Genomic DNA, 23,375 nt, shown 5'->3' with positions numbered 1-23,375 from the left:
GACTCACTCCTGAACACCATCGCCTTCTCACGCGTGAACTAGGCTGAGAGCGTCGAAAGGCTCCCGGTCTCGTCGCCCGCACTGCTTGCCGCGCTCAGCTTCTCGATCACGGTCAGAATGGTCGCCACTCCGGTGACGATGGAAGCGATCTCAGAAGATCCCACGATTGTCCTCCCTCAATGTGTGATTCGTGCCCGAGATGTGGACACAGCACGAACGTACTGCCCGCGTTGCGAGTGGTCACGGCCTTGACAAGCACGGTTACTCGGCAGTAGCGACAAACGCCCGGTGGGGACTCGGAGCAGATTCGGCCGTCGAACAACGCTGCGCTGCATACCAATACGTCAGTCCGTGCGATTACGTCCGACACGGGCGAGCAGCAGTACCGCACGAATCGCAGTGAGGGGGATCACCTCACCGCGCGGCGAACACGAACCACGAATCACCCCGGTCGACGCACCCGTCGGCCTCCGTTCGCCTCCCCGACACCTTCCCGCCGTCGGCCCGCAGGAATGGGCGCCGAATTCGCGTGTGATCGGCCACATTTCGTCGACGCCGATGCTGTGACGCTCGACACCGTCAACTCACGGGCGTCAACTGTGGCCGCTTCGCGGTGCGTCCCGCACCCGAGGACGTGCCCCGCATACGGCGCCCGAGCCATGGGCCGAGGAAGCGGACGACCCATTCCGCATCCCCGCGCACGCGGTCACCGAATCGCACGGACGGCAGCGGTCCCAGATCCTCCTGCCACGACAGGTCGGAACCCGGCAGGGCGAGGGCGCTGGCAGCGGCTGCCGCGAGGCGCTCGTGCCCGTCCGCGTTCAGGTGCAGGCGGTCCCAGCTCCACAGTCGCGGGTCCGTCGACACCGAGTACGCCTCGAGATCGACCAACGCGACCCCCTGCCGGTCGGCGGCGGCGCGGATCTCGGCGTTGAGCGCGACGATGCGACCCCTGATCGCGGACCCGCCGGGCATTCCCGCACCGAGCGTCGGGAACGCCATGGTCAGCACCCGCGCACCGGAGGCGGTCAGCGCCTCGAATGCGATCTCCAGTTCACCCGCGACCGTCACCGGGTCGAACTTCGGACGCAGCAGGTCGTTGACGCCCGCGACGACGGAGGCGAGGTCCGGTTCGAGCGCGAGTGCGGGCGCGAGTTGTTCCATCCTGACCTGCGCGGCGAGCCTGCCGCGGATCGCGAGATTCGCGTACCTCGCCCCGGGGTCGACGACGGCGAGCCGTTCGGCGAGCCGGTCGGCCCAGCCGCGGTAGCCGGCGTCGTCGTCGCCGTCGTTCAGGCCCTCGCTCTGACTGTCGCCGATCGCGACATACCTGGTGAACACCTGACATACCTCCCGGAGTGCCGAATTCACTATTAAAGAAATTGACTATAGCGGGTGCGGGCTCGTGCTCTCACACGATCCCTCATGTCGGTACCGGCGGTATTGACGTAGACTAAGTTACCGACCGGTAGCGAACGCGCACGGCTCGCTACGAGGGCAAATACAGGCCTCACCGCCGCAAGGGCAACGGTGACGGTGAGCATCTCCCCCCACCAGGAGGAAACAGCGTGTCTCCATCCACTTCGCAGGGTCGCGGCGTCGTCTTCGTCGACGGCATCCGCACCCCGTTCGGCAAGGCCGGCGCCAAGGGCATCTATGCCGAGACCCGCGCCGACGACCTGGTCGTCAAGGCGATCCGGGAACTGCTTCGCCGCAACCCGCAGCTGCCGCCCGAGCGCGTCGACGAGGTGGCTGTCGCCGCCACCACCCAGACCGGCGACCAGGGCCTGACCATCGGCCGCACCGCCGCCATCCTCGCGGGCCTGCCCGAGACGGTTCCCGGCTTCGCGATCGACCGCATGTGTGCGGGCGCGATGACCGCGGTCACCACCACCGCTTCCGGCATCGGCTTCGGCCAGTACGACGTCGTCATCGCAGGCGGCGTCGAGCACATGGGCAGGCACCCGATGGGCGAGGGCGCCGACCCGAACCCCCGTTTCCTCGCCGACAAGCTCGTCGACCCGTCCGCCCTGGTCATGGGCAACACCGCCGAGAACCTGCACGACCGGTTCCCGGCGATCACCAAGGACCGCACCGACGCCTACGCGGTCGCGTCGCAGAACAAGTACGACGCCGCTCGCAAGGCCGGGTACATCTCCGAGATGCTCGCGCCGGTCGCCACCCGCTCCGCCGCCGGATGGGGCCTGGCCACCGAGGACGAGCCGCCGCGCCCCGGCACCACGCTCGAGGACCTGGGCAAGCTCAAGACCCCGTTCCGTCCCGCGGGCCGGATCACCGCAGGCAACGCGGCCGGCCTCAACGACGGCGCCACCGCCGCGATCCTCGCCGGCGAGGACACCGCCGCCGAACTCGGCCTGCCGGTCGGGATGCGGATGGTCGGATTCGGCTACCAGGGCGTCGACCCCGCCGTCATGGGCATCGGACCCGTCCCCGCGACGGAGAAGCTCCTCGCCCGCACCGGCCTGAAGATCGAGGACATCGGACTGTTCGAGATCAACGAGGCGTTCGCCGTGCAGGTGCTCGCGTTCCTCGATCACTTCGGCATCGCCGACGACGACCCGCGCGTCAACCAGTGGGGCGGTGCCATCGCGTGCGGCCACCCCCTAGCCTCCTCCGGGGTCCGCCTGATGACGCAGCTCTCGCGTCAGTTCGCGCAGAACCCCGACGTCCGCTACGGCCTGACCACCATGTGCATCGGCCTCGGCATGGGCGGCACCGTCATCTGGGAAAACCCCAACCACGCTGATTACCAGGCCGGAGGCAAGTAAATGAGTGACATTGCAAGCGCTTTCGCCGACGAGGTCGTGACGAACGCCTACACGAAGCTCGTCGCGGTGCCCGGCATCGACGGCCCGGTCGCGCTGATCACCCTCGACAACGGGTTCGACCACACCAAGCCGAACTCCTTCGGCCCGGCCGGCCTGCTCGCGTTCGACGCCGCGCTCGACGTCGCGTTCGATGCGAACCCGGCCGCGATCGCCGTCACCGGCAAGCCGTTCATCTTCGCCGCGGGCGCCGACCTCAAGGGCGTCCCGTCGATCACGTCGCGCGAGCAGGGCATCGAGCTCGGCCGCCTGGGCCACAAGGTGTTCCGCCGCCTGCGCGATTCGTCCGTGCCCACCTTCGCGTTCGTCAACGGCCTCGCGCTCGGCGGCGGCCTCGAGGTCGGCCTGCACTGCCACTACCGCACCTACGCGGACAACGTGCCCGCCCTCGGCCTGCCCGAGGCGATGCTCGGTCTGGTCCCCGGCTGGGGTGGAACGCAGCTGCTGCCCAACATCGTCGGGCCGGCCAACGCGGTGACGATCGCGGTGGAGAACCCCCTCAACAACGGCAAGGTCATCGGCGCCGCGCAGGCCGCGAAGCTCGGCCTCGCCGACGCCGTCCTCGGCTCCGCCGACTTCCTCGAGCAGTCGCTCTCGTGGTCGGCCAAGGTGCTCGCAGGTGAGATCGTCCCCGCCCGCCCGGAGATCGACCGCGGCACAGGCTGGGACGAGGCAATCGCCCGTGCCACCGCACTCGTCGCGGGCAAGACCAAGAACAACGCCCTCGGCGCCGTGCGCACCGTCGCGCTGCTCGACGCCGCCCGCGCGGTCGACCTCACCGACACCGCGACCCTCGACGCAGGGTTCGCGGCCGAGGACGAGGCCCTCGCGGACCTGTTGATGTCCGACGAGCTGCGGGCAGGCCTGTACGCGTTCGACCTGGTGAACAAGCGCGCGAAGCGTCCCGCCGGAGCCCCCGACAAGTCCCTCGCTCGCAAGATCACGGGCGTCGGCATCGTCGGCGCCGGCCTGATGGCCAGCCAGCTCGCGATGCTGTTCGTCAAGCAGCTCAAGGTGCCGGTGATCCTCACCGACATCGACCAGGAGCGCATCGACAAGGGCGTCGGTTACGTCCACGCCGAGATCGACAAGCTGCAGGGCAAGGGCCGGCTGTCCCCGGACGCCGCGAACCGCCTCAAGGCGCTGGTCACCGGCTCCCTCGACAAGGCCGCGTTCGCGAAGACCGACTTCGTCATCGAAGCCGTCTTCGAGAACATGGACGTCAAGAAGAAGGTGTTCGCGGAACTCGAGGAGCACATCTCCCCCGAGACCGTTCTGGCCACCAACACCTCCTCGCTGTCCATCACCGAGATGGCCTCCGAACTCGAGCACCCCGAACGCGTGGTGGGCTTCCACTTCTTCAACCCGGTCGCCGTGCTTCCGCTGCTCGAGATCATCAAGGGCGAGAAGACCGACGATGCCACTCTCGCAACGGCTTTCGCCACCGCGAAGTCGCTGCGTAAGTCCGCGGTGCTGTGTGGCGACAAGGCCGGGTTCGTCTTCAACAGGCTCGTGACCCGCACCCTCGGCGAGGTCATGGCCGCCGTCGACGAGGGCACCCCGTTCGACGTCGCCGACAACGCGATCGCCGAACTCGGCATGCCGATGAGCCCGTTCACGCTGCTCGCCCTCGTCGGCCCGGCCGTTGCGCTGCACACCGGCGAGACCCTGCAGGCCTCGTACCCCGAGCGGTTCGCGTCCTCGCCCGGACTCGAGGCACTCGTGGAGGCCCGCAAGCCCGGCGTGTGGACCTATGGGCCCGAGGGACAGGTCGTCGACCCGGAGGTCGCCGCACTGTGGCCCCAGGGTGACAAGCCGTCCACCGCCGACGAGGTCCTCGAGCGCACCCGCCGGGCATTCGCCGAGGAAATCGCGATCATGCTCGACGAGGGCGTCGTCGCGGCGGCCGAGGACATCGACCTCTGCCTGATCCTCGGTGGCGGTTTCGGATTCTGGAACGGCGGCATCACCCCGTACCTGGATCGCACCGGAACCTCCGAGGCCGTCAACGGCAAGCGGTTCCTGGCACCGGGTGTTGCCAGCGTCTAACCGACCCGCACCACACACGGGCGCGGCACGGGATGATCCCGCGCCGCGCCCGTGCCGTCGGAGGGGAATCATCTCCGCGCGATATTCCCCTGACCAGGCAATATAGACCCGACACGCGCGACACCGGGGCGACGCAGATGACGTGGGACACGCGTCGCGCGGTAAAGTGCACGGGCCCGTGACCCGCGGCTGTGCATTGGCCGCACCGAACGAAAGGCCCGAGCACGATGCGATTACGCCTCTGGAAAAACGGGAGGGCTGCCGGCTCTCCCGACCGCACCGGATTGCTCAGACGCGCTGTTCTGGTGTCGATGGCGATCGTGCTACCGCTCGGGGCGTCGGTAGCAGGTCCCATCGGCACCGCGAACGCGGCGTTCGATCCGAACTACGGCTTCGACTTCTGGGTCGACTCCGAGATGGGCCCGATCAAGTCGCGCGTCTTCCGCGCGGCGAACGGCAACACCAACCGTGTGGTGTATGCCCTCGACGGCATGCGGGCGCGGGACGACCTCAACGGCTGGGAGATCGAAACCAACGTTGCGCGGGCGTTGACCGCGGCGAACATCAACGTGGTGATGCCGGTCGGCGGCCAGTCCAGCTTCTACCTGGACTGGAACGCACCGAGCACCTTCTTCGGCACGGACGGTTCGAGCACGGGATCTGCCGGATCGTCCGCCGTCGGTTCGTCGGCCGCAGGGAACGACGTCGCAGGGAAGCGGAACACGTACAAGTGGGAAACGTTCCTGACCCAGCACCTTCCCCGTGAGCTGAACAACCGACTCGGGTTCCGGTCCACCCGCAACGGCGTCTTCGGGCTCTCGATGGGCGGCAGCGCCGCGCTGGCCCTCGCCGGGTACTACCCGCAGCAGTTCAGCTTCGCCGGCTCGTACTCCGGGTTCCTCAACACATCGGCTCCCGGCATGCGTGAGGCCCTCCGCGTCGCGATGATCTCGGCGGGCGGTTTCAACATCGACTCGATGGCTCCCCCGTGGGGCCCGCAGTGGCTGCGCATGGACCCGTTCGTGTTCGCACCTCAACTCCGCGACAACAACACCCGACTGTGGATCTCGTCCGGCAGCGCGGTACCCGGACAGGGTGACGTGGCCAGTGCACTCGGAATCGTGCAGGCGGTGCCCCTCGAAGCGCTGGCATTGGCCAACACTCGGGCGTTCGAGGTCCGGATGGCCACGATCGGCGCGCGAAACGTCCACTATGACTACCCCGCGACGGGTGTGCACAACTGGAAGAACTGGGAGGACCAGGTCAACCGGATGATCCCCGACCTGTCGGCGAACATCGGCTGATCCGACCGAGCGCGAGAGGGCCGGTGCCACGGGACACGTCCTGCGGCACCGGCCCTACTCCTGTGCGGGCGATGAGCTTTGCTCCCTATTCGTGATCACGGACCGTTCCAGAACGCCGCCACAGTAGGTTAGCCTCCCCTATGTGAAGCACTCTCTCCTGCGCGCCGGCGTCGCCGCACTCGCCGTCACGGTCCTGGCCGGTTGCTCGTCCACCTCCGACGACACCGACACCGGAACCCCTTCCGGGGACGGCCACTTCCCCGTCACCATCGAGAACACGTTCGGGTCGACGACCATCGAATCGCAGCCCGAGCGTCTCGTCACCATGGGCTGGAACGCACAGGACGTGCTGTACGCCCTCGACCTCAAGCCGGTCGGTCAGCCGAAGTACGTGTACGGCGCCGACGCCAACGGCGTGATGCCCTGGGCTCAGCCGTACTTCGACGCGGACACGACCACCCTCTTCGAAGACCCGCAGGCCGGTGAACCGTCCGTCGAGTCCATCGCCGCCCTCGCGCCCGACGTGATCCTCGCGCCGTACGAGGGATTCGACGAGGCCTACTACAAGCAGCTCACGGAACTCGCACCGACGGTCGCGTACCCCGGCGGCGCCTGGCAGACGACCTGGCAGGACCAGACGACGCTCATCGGGCAGGCCGTCGGCAAGCCCGACGAGGCACGCGCGCTGATCGACGGACTCGGCACCACGCTCGCCGACACCGCCGCCGCGCATCCCGAGTTCGCAGGCAAGACGCTGACGGTGGTCAACCTCGACACCTCGACCGGCCAGGCGAACGTCTACCTGCCCACCGACCCCCGGGTCCAGGTCCTCACCGAGCTCGGATTCGTCAACGCGCCCGGCGTGGAGGCACTCGCCGCCGACAACGAGGCCGGCACCTTCTACAAGTCCCTCTCCCTGGAGAACCTGCGCCAGATCGACGCGGACGTCGTCGTCGCCTTCGGTGTCGCGGGAGCGAGCGACATGGCATCGAACCCCGCCCTCGCACAGCTGTCCGCGGTCGGCCGCAACTCCGCGGTCGTGCTGACCGACGAGCAGGTCATCGCCGCGCTGAGCAACGTCAACGTGCTGAGCATCCCGTGGGTGCTTCCCACCATCGTCCCCGAGCTGTCCCGGGCCGCCGCGAACGCGAAGTGAGCCGACCCACACGGTGTGGCAGTGCCGACACCGCCACACCGTGTGATGTCGCGCACACCGGGGCGATTCGCAGTAGCGTCATAGTACTCCGGGTGTGTCGACGCAATGGAGCGTCGGCCCGGAGGCTCTACGGCTGAGAGGCTGGGCGGCCATGGCGACGAGCGACACCTCTTACGGCGGAAGCAGTTCCGGTCCCGCCCACACCCACGCGGGGCATGCGGTGATGATTGCCGCTGCCGCCGCCCTCGGCGGATTCCTGTTCGGCTACGACACCGCTGTCATCAACGGCGCGGTCGGAGCCATCCGCGACAAGTACGACATCGGGGCAGGCGGGACCGGGCTGACGGTCTCGCTCACTCTGCTCGGCGCCGCACTCGGCGCCTGGATCGCAGGCGATCTGGCCGATCGCCTGGGCCGCATTCGGGTCATGCAACTCGCCGCGGTCCTCTTCCTGCTCGGGTCGATCGGCTCGGCGTTTCCGTTCAGCGTGTACGACCTGACCTTCTGGCGTGTGGTGGGTGGAGTCGGAGTCGGCTTCGCCGCGGTGATCGCCCCCGCGTACATCGCAGAGATCTCCCCCGCGTCGATCCGCGGCCGGCTCGGTTCGATGTACCAGTTGGCGATCGTGCTCGGGATCGCGATCTCACAGCTCGTCAACTACGCGCTCACCCAGGCGGCGGACGGTGCCCGGGGAGAACTCGCCGGCATCGAGGCGTGGCAGTGGATGCTCGCGCTCGAGTCGATCCCAGCCGTCCTGTACCTGCTGATGACCTTCCCGATCCCCGAGTCACCACGATTCCTGGTCCTACGGGGCCGCGACGACCAGGCACGTCGGGTTCTCGCGGAACTCGAAGGCGGCGACGATGCTCAGGTCACCGCCCGGATCGCGGAGGTGCGCGAATCGCTGAAGGAGCACCGGGCCAAGACCACGGTGCGGCAACTGTTCTCGAAACCGCTCGGCGTCGCGCCTCTGGTGTGGATCGGTATCGCGCTCGCCGCACTGCAACAGTTCGTCGGCATCAACGTGATCTTCTACTACTCGGCGACACTGTGGGAGGCCGTCGGATTCGGCGAGGACCGCTCCCTGTTCATCAGCGTCGTCAGCGCGCTCGTCAACATCGTCGGCACGTTCGTCGCGATCGCCGTGATCGACCGCGTCGGCCGCAAACCGCTGCTCCTGATCGGCTCCGTCGGCATGGCCGTGTCCCTCGCGATCACGTCCGTCTGCTTCAGTTCCGCGGTGGTCACCACCGACGCGGAGGGCGACTCCGTCGCCACCCTGTCCGGATCCAACGGGACGATCGCCCTGGTCGCCGCAAACACGTTCGTGTTCTTCTTCGCATTGTCATGGGGCCCGGTGGTGTGGGTGCTCATCAGCGAGATGTTCCCGAACCGGGTCCGCGCCGCGGCCGTCGGCGTCGCCACTGCCGCCAACTGGGTCGCGAACTTCCTGGTCTCCGCCACGTTCCCGGCGCTGGCCGACTGGAATCTGTCTGCCACCTACGGCGGCTACGCGGTCATGGCGGCCCTGTCGTTCTTCGTGGTCTGGAAGTTCGTCACCGAAACCCGCGGCCGCACACTCGAAGCCGCGGGCTGACCCGCGGAACTCCCGACCCCGGAGCCCATCAGGACTTCGGGGTGGCCTCCGGCTCGATGGCGGTCGGGGCCGCGGCGTCGTCGTCGGACCGCAGTCCGGCCACCCACCCGGTGATCTGGCGGGCCAGATCCTGGGCGGTCAGCCCGACCTCGGCGAGCACCTGGTCCCGCGACGCGTGGTCGAGGAACCGCTGCGGCACACCGACGTCGCGGGCGGGGGTGTCGACATCCGCCGCGCGCAGCGCCCCGGACACCGCCGATCCGATACCGCCGTGCACGCCGCTGTCCTCGACGGTGACGACCATCGAGAAGTTGCGGCCCAGGTCGACGAGGGCGTCCGCCACCGGCAGCACCCAGCGCGGATCGACGACCGCCGCTGAAATTCCTTGCTGAGCCAGGCGTTTCGCCGTCTCCAGCGCCATCACGGCGAACGACCCGACCGCGACGATCAGCACGTCGCCGCTGCGCGCAGCGGGCATCGCGAGCACGTCGACCCCACCGATCCGTTCGAGCGCCGGGATGTCGTCGCCGACGGCCCCCTTCGGGAACCGCACCGCCGTCGGGCCGTCGGAGATCGCGAGGGCCTCCCCCAACTCCTCACGCAGGGTTGCCGCGTCACGCGGAGCCGCGACCCGCATCCCCGGCACGATGCCGAGCAACGAGAAGTCCCACATACCGTTGTGGCTGGCGCCGTCGGGCCCGGTGACACCGGCCCGGTCGAGCACCAGGGTCACCGGCTGCCTCAACAGAGCGGCGTCCATCAGCAGCTGGTCGAAGGCGCGATTGAGGAACGTCGAGTACACCGCGACAACCGGGTGGAGCCCACCGAGCGCCAGACCCGCCGCCGACGTGACGGCGTGCTGCTCCGCGATCCCGACATCGAACATGCGCTCGGGGAAACGGTCCCCGAACGCCGCGAGACCGGTCGGCCCCGGCATCGCCGCCGTGATCGCGACAATGTCCTTCCGCACGGTTGCCCGGTCGATCAGCTCCTGCGAGAACACCGACGTCCAGTCGGCGACCGGGCTGCTCGTCGACCGGCCCGTCCGCGGATCGATCACGCCCGTCGCGTGCATCTGGTCCGCGACGTGGTTCTCGGCGGGCGCGTAGCCCATGCCCTTCCGGGTCACGGCGTGCACGATGACCGGTCCGCCGAACGACTTCGCGCGACGCAGCGCCGACTCCATCGCCGCCTGGTCGTGCCCGTCCACGGGCCCCAGGTACTTGATCCCGAGGTCGGTGAACATCACCTGCGGGCTCACCATGTCCTTGATGCCGGCCTTCATGCCGTGCAGCAGCTGGTACGCCGCGCGCCCCACCCAGGGCATCTTCTTGACCATGCGGCGGCTGTTGTCGAGCACCCGCTCGTAGCCCGGTTGCAGTCGCAGTGCGGCGAGGTGGTCGGCGAGGCCGCCGATCGTCGGCGCGTAGGAGCGCCCGTTGTCGTTGACGACGATGACGACGGACCGGTCACGTCCCGCCGCGATGTTGTTGAGCGCCTCCCAGCACATGCCGCCGGTCAGCGCGCCGTCGCCGACGACCGCGACGACGTGCCGGTTCTGGCCGGTCAACTCGAACGACTTCGCGAGCCCGTCCGCGTAGGACAGTGCCGCCGACGCGTGCGAGGACTCCACCCAGTCGTGCTCGGACTCGGCACGACACGGGTACCCGGACAGCCCGCCCTGCTTGCGCAGGGTGTCGAAGCGGTCCTTGCGGCCGGTCACGATCTTGTGGACGTACGCCTGGTGTCCGGTGTCGAAGAGCACTGCGTCGTGCGGGGACTCGAACACCCTGTGCACGGCGAGCGTCAACTCGACGACACCGAGGTTGGGGCCGAGGTGCCCGCCGGTCGCGGACACCTTCTCCACCAGGAACGCGCGGATCTCGGAGGCGAGTTCGCGCATCTCGGCGAGGGTCAGGCCGTCGAGGTCACCGGGCGACTGAACTCGAGAAAGAACACCCAACGAGATCGCTCCCTCCACAGGACTGCACCACAACACTCCGACCGCGGATCGGCCGATCCCGATCAGTCTACGGAGGCTGCGGGGCGATCAACGCCAGGCGTACCGCCGCGACCCGCCGCCGATGCGCGCTGCCTGCTCCATTATGACTGCCCCGGTGAGTCACATCACAGGTCGCGCGGCGCCGCCTGGGATGCAAACCTGGTCGCATGCGCACCGTGGTGGACACGATCATCGGCGAAGTGTTCGAGCGTTGCCGCGGCAACCGTGACGGTGCGCTCGCGGATTACATACCCGAACTCGCCCAGGTGTCGCCCGACACCTTCTCGCTCTGCGTGGCCACCGCCGACGGGCATGTCTACGAGGTCGGTCCGTCCGACGTCGAGTTCACCATCCAGTCGATCTCGAAGCCACTGACGTACGGACTCGCCCTCGCCGATCGCGGGCCCGACTTCGTCGCCACCAAGGTCGACGTCGAACCGTCCGGCGAGCCCTTCAACGAGATCAGCCTCGACCCGGTCACGGAGCGACCCCGCAACCCGATGATCAATGCGGGCGCGATCACCGCCGCATCGCTGATCGCGGGCGCCGACCCTGCCGAGCGGTTCGAGCGGATCCGCCGCTGCTATTCCGCCTATGCCGGACGCGAGCTGACCGTCGACGAGGAGGTGTACGCCTCGGAGGCCCGCACCGGGCACCGCAACCGGGCGATCGGTCACATGTTGCGTTCGTTCGGCATCATCACGGACGACCCGGAGGACGCGGTCGACCTGTACTTCCGCCAATGCTCGGTCAACGTCACCTCCCGGGATCTGGCACTGATGGCCGCGACACTCGCCAACAACGGAACCCACCCGCTGACCGGCGAGTGCGCGCTCGCCCCGGAGCACGTCGAGCGGGTGCTGTCGGTGATGACGTCCTGCGGCATGTACGACGCGGCGGGCGACTGGATCGCGCGGGTCGGCCTGCCCGCCAAGAGTGGCGTCGGGGGCGGCGTACTCGCGGTACTGCCCGGCCAGATCGGCATCGCGGTGCACTCCCCCCGCCTCGACGCCCACGGCAACAGCGTCCGCGGCGTGCAGGCGTGCCGGGAACTGTCGAAGACCCTCGAACTGCACTTCCTGCACGTCACCCGCGCGGCACGTTCGGCGATCCGGTCCAGCTACACCGTCACCGAGGCGCCGTCGAGACAACGCCGAACCGACGCCGAACGCGCGACGCTCGCGCGACTCGGTGACCGTGCCCGCGTCTACGAACTGCACGGCGACCTGCTGTTCGCAGGCGCCGAGTCCGCGGTCCGCGCCATCGGCGAGCGCGCCGCCGGACTCGAGGCCGTCGTCGTCGATCTGCGCCGCGTCGACGAGGTCGGCGACGTCGCGCGGCGGATGTTCACCGAGATGCGCGAGGACCTCGACGGGTCGGGGTGCCCCTGCGCATTCGTCGACCCCGACGGGCACCTGGGCAACACCGCGTCGAGCATCGACCCATCGGGGCGCGGACGCGTGTTCGTCGACCTCGACAGCGCACTGGAATGGGCGGAAACAGTGGTCCTGGACCGGCACTGCGCGACCGGCCGGATCCCGGCGTCCATCGAACTCGGCGACCATCCCCTGCTCGCACACCTCACCACCGACCAGTTCGCGCAGGTGGCGGCCCAACTCGACTTCCGCGAGGTGCCCGGCGGGCACACCGTCGTCCGGCGGGGGGAGGATGCGATCGGCATCGCCCTGATCCTGTCCGGCCGGGTCAGCACCACCGTCACGGGGCCGGACGGTTCCATCCACCGGATCACCACCCTCGCACCCGGTATGACCTTCGGCGAGATGCCGACCCTGATCGGGGGAACGTTCCTCGGGGACATCCGAGCCGACACACCGGCCCGCTTCGCCATTCTCTCGCCCGAACACTTCGCGACTCTCACCGACGCTGCTCCCGGAGTGAAGGTCGCACTCCTCAACCGGCTCCTCACCAGCGCATACGCCCAGCTCGACACGGCGATTCGCGGATTCGGCGTCCACGGACCGGCCGTTCCCGGTCTCCCGTCGCCGGTGAAGGTCCGATAAATTCCATTGCCCGATCCGCCCGAATCGGACAGGCTGGTCGTCATGCCAACCGACCTCGCGATCGACACCCAGGGACTCGTCAAACGCTTCGGCAAGACCGTCGCGGTCGACGGCGTCGACCTCGCCGTTCCACGCGGCGGCGTCTACGGCGTCCTAGGACCCAACGGTGCGGGCAAGACCACGACGATCCGGATGCTCGCCACGCTCCTCGACATCGACGGCGGGTCGGCCCGTGTCCTGGGCCACGACGTGGTCCGAGAGGCCGACACCGTGCGGAGCAAGGTCGCGCTGACCGGTCAGTTCGCGTCGCTCGACGAGGACCTCACCGGCACGGAGAACCTCGTGCTGCTCTCCCGCCTGTACGGCTTCTCCCGCGGTGCCGCGCGCTCGCGGTCCGAGCAACTGCTGACCGCGTTCGACCTGACGGACGCCGCGGACCGGCAGGTGAAGAACTTCTCCGGTGGCATGCGACGACGCCTCGACATCGCCGCGTCGATCATCGTCACACCAGAGCTGATCTTCCTCGACGAGCCCACGACCGGCCTCGACCCGCGCAGCCGCAACCAGGTGTGGGAGATCGTGCGCGCACTCGTCGCGGGAGGCACCACCGTGCTGCTCACGACTCAGTACCTCGACGAGGCCGATCAGCTCGCCGACCGTGTCGCCGTGATCGATCACGGTCGCGTCATCGCCGAGGGCACGACCGGCGAATTGAAGGCGTCGGTCGGGTCGGGCGCGCTGCACGTCCGTGTCGCCGATCCGGCACGACGCGAGGACGCCGGAGCCCTGCTCACCACCGTGCTGGGAGTCGAGGTCACCGCCGAAACCGATCCCGCGGCGCTGACCGCGCGCATCGACGACAGCGAGCGTGTCGCACGGGCACTTCCCGCACTGAACGAGGCCGGCATCGCGGTCACCACCTTCGCCCTCGGTCAGCCGAGTCTCGACGAGGTCTTCCTCGCCCTGACCGGCCGGCCCGCCGACGATCTCGAGGAGACCACCGCATGACCACGACCACCACCGTCTCCGCCACCTCACCCGCCGCTGCCGTCGGCGCTGCACTCGCCCTCGACGGCCCACGGCCGAAGCGGCCGAACGCGGTCGCGTCGTCACTGTCCTTCGGTTGGCGGGCGCTGCTCAAGATCAAGCACGTCCCCGAGCAGCTCTTCGACGTGACCATGTTCCCGATCATGTTCACCCTCATGTTCACGTACCTGTTCGGCGGCGCACTCGCGGGGTCGACCGAGGCGTACGTGCAGTGGCTGATCCCCGGCATCCTCGTGCAGACGGTCGTGATGATCACGATGTACACGGGTTTGACGCTCAACAAGGACATCGAGAAGGGCGTCTTCGACCGGTTCCGCTCGCTGCCGATCTGGCGACCCGCTCCGCTCGTCGGGGCACTGCTCGGCGACCTCGTCCGCTACACGATCGCGTCGGTGATCGTGATGGTGCTCGGTCTGATCCTCGGATTCCGGCCCGCGGGCGGATTCGTCGGCGTCGTCGCATCGATCGCCCTGCTGCTGTTCTTCTCGTTCGCGATGTCGTGGATCTGGACGATGTTCGCCATGCTGATGCGCACGGAGCAGGCCGTGATGGGCGTGTCGATGTTCATCCTGTTCCCCCTCACGTTCGCCAGCAACATCTTCGTCGACCCGGCCACGATGCCGGGGTGGTTGCAGGCGTTCGTCGACGTGAATCCGATCAGCCAGCTCGTCACCTGCATGCGCGACCTGATGAGCGGCACCATGCCCACCGGCAGCCTCGGGATCGTGTTCGCGTGGTGTGCCGGATTCATCGTGATCTTCGGACCGATCACGATGCGCCTGTACAACCGCAAGTCCTGAGTGCAACGCGAAAGGCCCGGTCCCACCATGGGATCGGGCCTTTCGCGTGACCGGGAGACCGGCGGCTAGACCTTCGCGTACTCCTCGTCCGCGACAGAGGGCTTGAGGTCGATCGTCGTGCGCAGCGGCTTGTTCGGCAGGAACGCGACCGCGATCACCGTGACCACGGAGACGAACGCGGCGATCAGGAAGATCCGCCCCGTCGCGTCGCCGTACGACGCTCTGATGACGTCACGGACGGGCTCGGGAAGGGCCCCGAGGTTCAGGCTCCCGCCGCCCCCGCCGGAGGCGTGAGGGTCGATGCCGAGCTTCGCGAAGCCGGACGCCGTGAGGTCGCCGACGCGGGTGGCGAGGACGGAACCGAGCACCGACACGCCGATCGCGCCACCGAACGTCCGGAAGAACGCCACCACGCTGGACGCCGCGCCGACGTCGTGGACGCTCACCGTGTTCTGCACCGCGAGTACGACGTTCTGCATGAGCATGCCGGTGCCGAGACCGAGAAGGGCGATCATGAGACCGATCAGCGGAATCGCGGTCTCGTGGTCGACGGTCGAGAGCAGTGCGAATCCGACGACCTGCAGGAAGGCTCCCGCGACGACGAAGCTCTTCCACTTGCCGTACCGGGTGATCAGCTGTCCCGACCCGACCGTGCCTGCCAGCATGCCCGCCACCATCGGGATGGTCAGCAACCCGGCCTCGGTGGGCGAGAAGCCGCGTGAGGTCTGGAAGTACTGGGTCAGGAACGTGGTCGCGCCGAACAGTCCGATGCCGACGGCGATCGAGGCCACGATCGCGAGCGCGGTGGTCCGCTCAGTCACGATCTTGAGCGGGATGATCGGCGACGTGGCGCGGCTCTCGACGACGACGGTCGCGATCAGGAGCAGCAGACCGCCGCCGACCATGAGCGCGGACTCCGTGGAGATCCAGTCGTAGTAGGTGGCCTTGCCCGCGAACGACACCCACACCAGCAGCACGGACACTCCGGCGGTCAGCAGGGTGGCACCGAGCCAGTCGATCTTCACGCCGTCGACCCGGTTGGTCTCGATGTGCAGCGTCTTCTGCAACAGGAACAGGGCGATCACGGCGAGCGGGACACACACGAAGAAGCACCAGCGCCAGCCGAGGGTGTCGGCGATCACGCCGCCGAGTACCGGCCCGCCAGCCATCGACACGGCCATGACGGCACCCATGTAGCCGGAGTACCGGCCGCGGTCGCGCGGCGGGATGATCGTTCCGATGATCGCGACGACGAGCGCCGTCAGACCGCCCATGCCGATGCCCTGGATGACGCGGGCGCCGAGCAGGAGCGGCACGTTGTGGGACAGTCCCGCGATCACGGAGCCGACCACGAAGATCACGATCGCGGACTGGACCAGGACCTTCTTGTTGAAGAGATCGGAGAGCTTGCCCCAGATCGGCGTCGACGCGGCGGTCGCGAGCAGCGCGGCGGTGATGACCCAGGCGTACTGGGTCTGCGACCCGTTCAGGTCACCGATGATCGTGGGCAACGCCGTCGAGACGATGGTCGAACTGAGAAGTGCGGTGAACAGCGCGGCGAGCAGTCCGGCGAGTACCTCGAGGATCTGCCGGTGGTTCATCAGCTCTTCGGACTGCGCCTCGCCCGGGCTGCGTGTGGCTGTCGTGGTCATGCGACACCCCCTTCGTTCTGTGTGATGGCGCCGGCAGCGGGGGTCCGCACCGGGATGGTGGAGAAGGTCTCCTTGAGGTGTTTCAGGGCGATCAGCGCGTCTTCCGCCTCGTCCTGGTTCCATTCGCCGAATCGCTCACGCAGGCGCGCGACGATGCGGCCCGTGTTCTCGATCAGCAGTCGGCGGCCCGCGTCGCTGACCTGGACGAGCGAAGCGCGCCTGTCCTCCGGGTCGGGGTGACGTTCGACGAGTCCGGCGTCGACGAGTTCGGCGACCTGTCGGCTGAGTGCCGACTGGCTCACGCACAGGCTGAGAGCCAGTTCGTTCTGCCGGCACGGCGCACTGTGTGCGAGGACGTGCAGGACACCGATCAGCGCGGGCGGCAGGTCCGTCTGGTCGCTGCCGAGGGCGCCGCGGAGCACTCGCCCGAAGAGGAACACCTCTTCGACGAGGCTTTCTGCGGTTGCGGTCTGGACGGCCATCGGTCAACTCCACGGAAGGTAAAGACGCCTTTAATATGCTTGCGTTATGCAAGTATATAATTGGTTGCAGACTGCAATCAAGTCTCGGGAGGTGTGATCGCCACCGCATCCGGCCATCCGGCGATCAGCGCGTCAGTCGCGCGAAGCACTCCATGTGGTGAGTGAGAGGGAAGGCGTCGAATGCCCGGACCTCGTCCAGCCGGAAGCCCTGCTCCAGGTAGAGGCCGACGTCGCGACCGAATGCCGCAGGATCGCACCCGACATGAATCACCGTCCGCGGACCGGCTGCGGCGACGGCTGCCACCACCGCGCGTCCCGCACCTGCACGCGGCGGATCGAGGACGACGGTCCCGACACCACCAGACAACAGCGTCGACGCACTCTCCACCCGGGCCACCTCGAGGCGGACCTGCGGCAGGTCCGCGAGCGACCTCCTGCCGTCCTCGACGGCGCCGCGGCTCGATTCGACGGACAGGACCGTCCCGCCCTCCCCCACCTGCACTGCGAGCGCGGCAGCGAAGACACCGACACCGCCGTACAGGTCCCACGCGACGTCGCCGGCACCCAGTTCCGCCCACTCGGAGACGACCTCGGAATAGCGGTCCGCAGCCCCTCGATGGGCCTGCCAGAATCCCCTGGCCGACAATTCCCACTCTCGGCCCGCGACACGCTGTGTGACCCTGCCACTGCCGATCACCGGACGCTCACGTCGTCGCCGCGACGACGCCGCACGTCGTGCTGTCGCCCCGCGCCGACCGGGGCTGCGCCGACCGGTCCGGCTCACCTCGGCCGGTTCGATCTCGACGACGTGCCGCAGTCCGTCCGAGTCGACGGCGACCAGGAGTTCCGCTCCGGGGCGCCACGACCGATCGGCGAGACCGTCGTACATCCCCGACACCGGCTGCGGACACCCGAGCGACGTGACGACCCCACTGCTCCGATATCCGTGAAAACCGGCGCGCCCCTCGGAGTCGACGGCGAGCCGCAGACGGGTACGCCACCCGGATCCGTCACCGGTACCGGGAAGATCCTCGACCTCCACCTCGCGCTCCACGCCCGCCAGCCGGTGCAGTTGCTCCGCAACCACCGACGCCTTGATCGCCCGCTGCGCGGACAGGGTCGCATGCGACAGGTCACAGCAGCCCGCGCCGCCGGGACCGGAGATCGGACACAGGGGATCGACGCGGTCCGGCGACGACTCCACCACCTCGACCGCGTCGGCGCGGCAGAACGACCCACCGCGGTCCTCGGTGACCCGGGCCCGCACCAACTCCCCCGGCAGCCCGTGCCGAACGAACACCACGCGACCTTCGTGGCGCGCGACGCAGAAACCGCCGTGCCCCGGATTGCCCAGTCGCAGTTCCAGTTCCGCGCCGACCCAGCTCTCGCTCATCGGGGGGTGTCCGATCCGTTCGTGTCGGGTGCATCGAAGCCGCGACGCGTTCCGCCCGGCCCCGACGGAACGGTGTACCGCTTCACCCGCTCGGACGACGTCAGCTGCCACGGCACCGACGTCACCATCACACCGGGCTGGAACAGCAGCCTGCTCTTGAGGCGAAGGGCACTCTGGTTGTGCAGGATCTGCTCCCACCAGTGACCCACCACGTACTCGGGGATGAACACCGTCACCACGTCGCGCGGCGAATCGCGGCGCACCCGCCGCACGTAGTCGAGGACCGGCTTCGTGATCTCCCGATAGGGCGACTCGATCACCTTGAGCGGCACCGTGATATCGCTCTTCTCCCATGCGCGCACCAACGCGCGGGTGTCCGGGTCGTCGACGTTGACGGTGATCGCCTCGAGAGTGTCGGGCCGTGTCGCGCGAGCGTAGGCGAGCGCGCGCAACGTTGGCATGTGCAGCTTCGACACCAGCACGATGGAATGGGTCCGGCTGGGCAGCACCCCGTCCCACTCCTGGTCGACGAGTTCCGCTGCGACGCCGTCGTAGTGCCGCCGGATCGACTTCATCAGCACGAAGATCGCAACCATCGCCACGATCGCAATCCACGCGCCCGCCGCGAACTTGGTGAGCAGGACGATGACCAGGACGGCACCCGTCATCGCGAGACCGATCGAGTTGATCACCCGGGAACGCTGCATGTGCCGACGCTGAGCGGGGTCCGACTCCGACTTCAGATGCCGCGTCCAGTGCCGGATCATGCCGGTCTGACTCAGCACGAACGACACGAACACTCCGACGATGTACAGCTGGATCAGCTTGGTCACCTCGGCGCCGAACGCCACCACGAACGCGATCGCTGCGCCGGAGAGGAAGAGGATGCCGTTGCTGAACGCCAGCCGGTCACCGCGGGTGTGGAGCTGCCGCGGCAGGTAGCGGTCCTGGGCGAGAATCGAACCGAGTACGGGGAACCCGTTGAACGCCGTGTTCGCTGCCAGTACCAGGATCAGCGCCGTCACGATCGCGATGAAGAAGAATCCGATCGGGAACCCCTCGAACACCGCTTCCGCGATCTGCGCGATCAACGTCTTCTGCTGATATCCCTCGGGAGCGCCGACCAACTGCGTCGCCGGATCGTGCGCGTACACGATGCCGATCTTCTGCGCGAGCGTGATGATGCCCATCAGCAGCGCGATCGCGAACGCGCCGAGCAGGAAGAGCGTGGTCGCCGCGTTGCGCGACTTCGGCTTCCGGAAGGCGGGCACACCGTTGCTGATCGCCTCGACACCGGTCAGCGCCGCACACCCCGAGGAGAACGCGCGGGCGATCAGGAAGGCGAACGCGATACCGACCAGGTGCGAATCCTCCGCCACGAGGTCGAATCCGGACGACTCCGCCGCGACATCTTCCCCGAGCACGTAGATCCGGAAGAACCCCCAACCGAGCATCAGGAACATACCGACGATGAACGCGTACGTGGGAATCGCGAACGCAGTCCCCGATTCCCGGATTCCCCGCAGGTTGATCGCGGTCAGCAACACGATGGCCGCGACCGCGAACAGCACCTTGTGGGTCGCGACGAACGGGACCGCCGACCCGATGTTCGACGCGGCGGACGAGATCGACACCGCGACGGTCAGCACGTAGTCGACCATGAGTGCGCTACCCACCGTCAGACCCGCGTTGGGGCCCAGGTTCACCGTTGCGACCTCGTAGTCGCCGCCGCCCGAAGGGTAGGCGTGGACGTTCTGCCGGTAGCTGGCAACCACCACGGCCATCACGAGGCAGACGGCGAGCCCGATCCACGGGGTGTACGCGTACGCCGAGATGCCCGCCACGGAGAGGACGAGAAAGATCTCCTCCGGGGCATACGCCACGGACGACATCGCGTCGGATGCGAACACCGGCAGCGCGATCCGCTTGGGCAGTAGGGTGTGTCCCAGCTTGTCGCTCCGGAACGGCCTACCCACCAACAGCCGCTTCGCAGCGGTCGACAGCTTTGACACCGCCAAAGCGTAAGCCGTCGGAACCGATCCAGCCCCATCCACTCCCCATCGAGTCCGCTTCGAGTCCGCTTCGGGCGGATTTCGGCATGCCCGTCGGCACCACCCCGTTCCGAGCGGTACCGTTCGGACCACATCATCGGTGCCGCATCGGACGACACCGGCCAGGAAAGGGTGTCAGGTGTACGTAGTCGTGATGGGGTGCGGCCGAGTGGGGTCCGCCCTCGCGGCCGGACTGAGCCGGATCGGACACGAGGTCGCGATCATCGACCGGGACCCGGAATCGTTCCGGCGACTCGACCCCGAGTTCACCGGGCATCGGGTGGTCGGCATGGGCTTCGACCGCGACGTGCTCGTCAAGGCAGGCATCGAGAAGGCCGAGGCGTTCGCGGCGGTCTCGTCCGGCGACAACTCGAACATCATCTCCGCCCGGGTGGCCCGCGAGACGTTCGGCGTCGGCCGGGTCGTCGCGCGCATCTACGACGCCAAACGCGCGGCCGTCTACGAGCGCCTCGGCATCCCCACCGTCGCGACCGTCCCGTGGACGACCGACCGCTTCCTGCACCACCTCACCCGCGAGTCGCAGACCACGAAGTGGCGCGACCCCACGGGCACGGTCGCCGTCGCAGAACTCGACCTTCACGAGGACTGGATCGGACGCAAGGTCACCGAACTCGAGGAGTTCACGACGTCGCGGGTCGCCTTCCTGATCCGCTTCGGTGCCGGAATCCTGCCGACGGCCAAGACCGTCATCCAGGCGGACGACCAGGTGTACATCGCGGCGGTGTCCGGCACCGTCGCCGAAGCGGTGGCGCTCGCCGCCACCCCGCCTCCGGCGGACGAGTGAGAACCGTGCACGTCCCCGCCGAGCCAACCTCTCACCCGAAACCGATCGGATGGACCCGATGAGAGTCGCAATTGCCGGAGCCGGCGCTGTCGGCAGATCGATCGCCCGCGAACTCGTCCGCGGCGATCACCACGTGATGCTCCTCGAGCGCAAACTCGAGCACGTCGACCCAGAGGCGATCCCGGAGGTTCACTGGGTCCATGCGGACGCCTGCGAACTCGGTCTCCTCGAAGCGGCCCAACTGGAGTCCTATGACGTCGTCATCGCCGCGACGGGCGACGACAAGGCGAACATCGTGGTCAGCCTCCTGGCGAAGACCGAGTTCGCGGTCCGGCGCGTCGTGGCCCGCGTCAACGATCCCCGCAACGAGTGGCTCTTCGACGAGTCCTGGGGCGTCGACGTCGCGGTGTCGACGCCGCGAATGCTCGCCTCGCTGGTCGAGGAGGCCGTCTCGGTGGGCGACCTGGTCCGGCTGATGACGTTCCGTCAGGGTCAGGCGAACCTCGTCGAGGTCACCCTCCCGCCGGACACGTCGCTTGCGGGCAAGCCCGTCCGCAAGATGACATTGCCGCGCGACGCCGCGCTCGTCACGATCATCCGCGGTGGCCGGGTCATCACGCCGCAGCCCGACGATCCGATCGAGGGCGGTGACGAACTGGTGTTCGTGGCGTCGGTCGAGGTCGAGGAACAACTCCGGGACGCTCTCGGCCTGACTCGCTGACGAATTGCTTGGACACTTTCACCGTCGAGTGTCCAAGAATTTGTACATCATTCGAAATACACGACAGCCGACAATCGCCCCGCGACATTCCTCAGCAAATTGCCCCGACGACGGGGCGAGGAAATTCTTCGCCGCGACACCATTTCGCAGGCACTCCTCCGAATTCATCGGAACGCCTGCGAAATCGGTGTCGCCCTGTGCGATCAGCGACCGTGCGAGGTGGGAGTCTCACCCGTATCGGTGTCGGCCGCATCGGGCGTCGCGCCGTCCGCGGTGACGTCGGCATCAGCATCGGTGTCAGTGTCGGTGTCGAGCGCATCCTCGTCCACCACGTGATCGGCGCGTCGAACAGCCCACACCGTCACCAGCAGCACCAGCGCCGTGAGCGGCCACCCCATGCCGATCCGGGCGACCGCGAGCCACCCCGTGTGGTCGGTGTCGTACAACTGGGACTGCACGACGTACCTCGCGCCGAACACCAGCGCCCACGCGAACGTCGCGATGTCGTAGGCCCGGATCGCCGAGCGGGACGTGCGCCAACTGTTGCCGTGGCCGTTCAGGAATCCCCACACCACACCGACCAGCGGCCAGCGGACGAGGATCGACGCGATGAACACCGCCCCGTACAGCAACGAGGTGTAGATGCCGAAGAGGAAGTAGCCCTTCGCGTCACCGGTGCGGTAGGCGATGAACGCACAGACACCGACACCGAGGAACCCCGAGATCGCCGGTTGCACGGTTCCACGAACGACGAGGCGCCACACCAGGATCACCGCCGCGACCCCGAGGGCGGACCAGATCGCCGCGGTCAGCCCGAACAATCCGTTGACCGGTACGAACACCAGCACCGGCAGGGTCGAGTAGACCAGCCCGCTGACGCCTCCGAGCTGTTCGAGAATGGTGGGCTGCTTGTCCGTCACCACACGAGGGTGCCACATCCACCGCGGAGCGCTACGAGTCGCCCAGGAGCTCGTAGTAGGGGTTGTAGATGACCTTCTGACCGTTGCGGTCGCCGATGCGTCCCCGCACCAGCAGCTGCTTACCGGTTTCGATCCCCGCGATGCGGCGCCGCCCGATCCACACCAGCGTCACGGGATCGGTGCCGTCGAACAGTTCCGCCTGCACCGTTGCGGCGGACGCCTTGGGGCAGGATTCGACGCTGCGCAGCCGACCCCGCATCGTCACTTCTTCGCCATGTCGACAGTCACAGGCGCGTTGCGCGCCTGTGGCGTGCAACGACTCCGCCAGTTCCTCGGCGTCGAGCTGGTCGATGTCCTCGGTCAGTCGCCGGGTCAGTCGCCGAATGTATCCGTTGGCCGCGAGTGCCATTGCGCCCCTCCGAGCAGCGTGCGGCGCGACTTTCGCGCCACGGGTAGTCCACGTGTGGTCTCTCTTCTCGCCACTGTAGACCTCATTTGCAGGGGGTCAATCAGACCTCCTGCGACGAGC

At 68.0% G+C, this 23,375-nt stretch carries 19 protein-coding genes; 10 read left to right on the top strand and 9 right to left on the bottom strand.

Translation table 11 applies throughout. The features are described 5' to 3' along the window. Positions 1-38: 38 nt before the first annotated feature. A complete protein-coding gene (locus FFS72_RS26945; RefSeq protein ID WP_283235405.1) occupies positions 39-164 on the bottom strand; it encodes a hypothetical protein in 126 nt (41 codons plus the stop codon). Between the two features lie 415 nt (positions 165-579). Then, positions 580-1,341: an SGNH/GDSL hydrolase family protein gene (locus tag FFS72_RS06805; protein ID WP_137873216.1), complete on the bottom strand. Its 762-nt coding sequence runs from the start codon at positions 1,339-1,341 to the stop codon at positions 580-582. Between the two features lie 227 nt (positions 1,342-1,568). Between FFS72_RS06805 and FFS72_RS06800 the strand changes: the two genes are divergently transcribed. The 5 genes from FFS72_RS06800 to FFS72_RS06780 all read left to right on the top strand — a co-directional run bounded on the left by FFS72_RS06800 (position 1,569) and on the right by FFS72_RS06780 (position 8,952). Further along, positions 1,569-2,789 (top strand): thiolase family protein, encoded by a 1,221-nt coding sequence (locus tag FFS72_RS06800; protein ID WP_137873215.1) that lies wholly within the window; start codon positions 1,569-1,571, stop codon positions 2,787-2,789. Next, a complete protein-coding gene (locus FFS72_RS06795; RefSeq protein WP_137873214.1) occupies positions 2,790-4,895 on the top strand; it encodes a 3-hydroxyacyl-CoA dehydrogenase NAD-binding domain-containing protein in 2,106 nt (701 codons plus the stop codon). A gap of 311 nt (positions 4,896-5,206) precedes the next feature. Beyond that, complete coding sequence (locus tag FFS72_RS06790; protein WP_137873213.1) at positions 5,207-6,199, top strand: alpha/beta hydrolase; 993 nt, start codon at positions 5,207-5,209, stop codon at positions 6,197-6,199. A gap of 142 nt (positions 6,200-6,341) precedes the next feature. Further along, entirely contained in the window at positions 6,342-7,355 is a 1,014-nt protein-coding gene (locus FFS72_RS06785) for an iron-siderophore ABC transporter substrate-binding protein (protein ID WP_137873212.1), read from the top strand. Positions 7,356-7,506: 151 nt separating this feature from the next. Continuing rightward, complete coding sequence (locus tag FFS72_RS06780) at positions 7,507-8,952, top strand: sugar porter family MFS transporter (RefSeq protein WP_137873211.1); 1,446 nt, start codon at positions 7,507-7,509, stop codon at positions 8,950-8,952. A 28-nt stretch (positions 8,953-8,980) separates the two neighbouring features. On the opposite strand, the gene dxs is transcribed toward FFS72_RS06780, so the two are convergent. Beyond that, positions 8,981-10,915 (bottom strand): 1-deoxy-D-xylulose-5-phosphate synthase, encoded by a 1,935-nt coding sequence (dxs, locus tag FFS72_RS06775; protein WP_137873210.1) that lies wholly within the window; start codon positions 10,913-10,915, stop codon positions 8,981-8,983. Between the two features lie 206 nt (positions 10,916-11,121). Here dxs and glsA point away from each other — a divergent pair, with 206 nt between their 5' ends. From glsA to FFS72_RS06760, 3 genes are read left to right on the top strand one after another with little or no spacing between them, the layout of a single operon-like run. After that, positions 11,122-12,975, top strand: a complete 1,854-nt coding sequence (glsA, locus tag FFS72_RS06770; protein WP_137873209.1) for a glutaminase A — start codon at positions 11,122-11,124, stop codon at positions 12,973-12,975. Between the two features lie 42 nt (positions 12,976-13,017). Then, positions 13,018-13,983 (top strand): ATP-binding cassette domain-containing protein, encoded by a 966-nt coding sequence (locus FFS72_RS06765; protein ID WP_137873208.1) that lies wholly within the window; start codon positions 13,018-13,020, stop codon positions 13,981-13,983. After that, positions 13,980-14,822 (top strand): ABC transporter permease, encoded by an 843-nt coding sequence (locus FFS72_RS06760; protein WP_137873207.1) that lies wholly within the window; start codon positions 13,980-13,982, stop codon positions 14,820-14,822. Before FFS72_RS06765 ends, FFS72_RS06760 begins: the two co-directional genes overlap by 4 nt. A gap of 65 nt (positions 14,823-14,887) precedes the next feature. Here FFS72_RS06760 and FFS72_RS06755 read toward each other — a convergent pair whose 3' ends face one another. From FFS72_RS06755 to FFS72_RS06740, 4 genes are all read right to left on the bottom strand, one after another. Beyond that, complete coding sequence (locus FFS72_RS06755) at positions 14,888-16,474, bottom strand: MDR family MFS transporter (RefSeq protein WP_137873206.1); 1,587 nt, start codon at positions 16,472-16,474, stop codon at positions 14,888-14,890. Then, positions 16,471-16,956: a MarR family winged helix-turn-helix transcriptional regulator gene (locus FFS72_RS06750; RefSeq protein ID WP_137873205.1), complete on the bottom strand. Its 486-nt coding sequence runs from the start codon at positions 16,954-16,956 to the stop codon at positions 16,471-16,473. The genes FFS72_RS06755 and FFS72_RS06750 overlap by 4 nt, the downstream gene beginning before the upstream one ends. A gap of 124 nt (positions 16,957-17,080) precedes the next feature. Beyond that, positions 17,081-18,349: a class I SAM-dependent RNA methyltransferase gene (locus FFS72_RS06745; RefSeq protein ID WP_137873204.1), complete on the bottom strand. Its 1,269-nt coding sequence runs from the start codon at positions 18,347-18,349 to the stop codon at positions 17,081-17,083. Beyond that, the gene (locus tag FFS72_RS06740; RefSeq protein ID WP_137873203.1) at positions 18,346-20,361 is read right to left on the bottom strand and encodes an APC family permease; all 2,016 of its coding nucleotides are present in this window, start codon (positions 20,359-20,361) and stop codon (positions 18,346-18,348) included. Before FFS72_RS06740 ends, FFS72_RS06745 begins: the two co-directional genes overlap by 4 nt. A 178-nt stretch (positions 20,362-20,539) precedes the next feature. Here FFS72_RS06740 and FFS72_RS06735 point away from each other — a divergent pair, with 178 nt between their 5' ends. Together FFS72_RS06735 and FFS72_RS06730 are read left to right on the top strand one after the other, a co-directional pair. Next, on the top strand, positions 20,540-21,205 hold the full coding sequence (locus FFS72_RS06735; RefSeq protein ID WP_137873202.1) for a potassium channel family protein: 666 nt from the start codon (positions 20,540-20,542) through the stop codon (positions 21,203-21,205). A 58-nt stretch (positions 21,206-21,263) separates the two neighbouring features. Beyond that, positions 21,264-21,926, top strand: coding sequence for a potassium channel family protein (locus tag FFS72_RS06730; RefSeq protein ID WP_050066265.1), 663 nt, complete (start codon positions 21,264-21,266; stop codon positions 21,924-21,926). 203 nt (positions 21,927-22,129) lie between these two features. Here FFS72_RS06730 and FFS72_RS06725 read toward each other — a convergent pair whose 3' ends face one another. Together FFS72_RS06725 and FFS72_RS06720 are read right to left on the bottom strand one after the other, a co-directional pair. Next, positions 22,130-22,864 carry a DUF3159 domain-containing protein gene (locus FFS72_RS06725; RefSeq protein ID WP_137873201.1) on the bottom strand — a complete coding sequence of 245 codons (735 nt, stop codon included), beginning with the start codon at positions 22,862-22,864 and terminating at the stop codon, positions 22,130-22,132. Positions 22,865-22,877: 13 nt separating this feature from the next. Further along, positions 22,878-23,255 (bottom strand): OB-fold nucleic acid binding domain-containing protein, encoded by a 378-nt coding sequence (locus tag FFS72_RS06720; RefSeq protein WP_050066103.1) that lies wholly within the window; start codon positions 23,253-23,255, stop codon positions 22,878-22,880. Positions 23,256-23,375 lie beyond the last annotated feature (120 nt).

The sequence above is a fragment of the Rhodococcus sp. Q genome (assembly GCF_005503035.1).
Classification (GTDB): Bacteria; Actinomycetota; Actinomycetes; order Mycobacteriales; family Mycobacteriaceae; genus Rhodococcus_G.
This window is presented reverse-complemented; position numbering and strand designations above follow the sequence as displayed.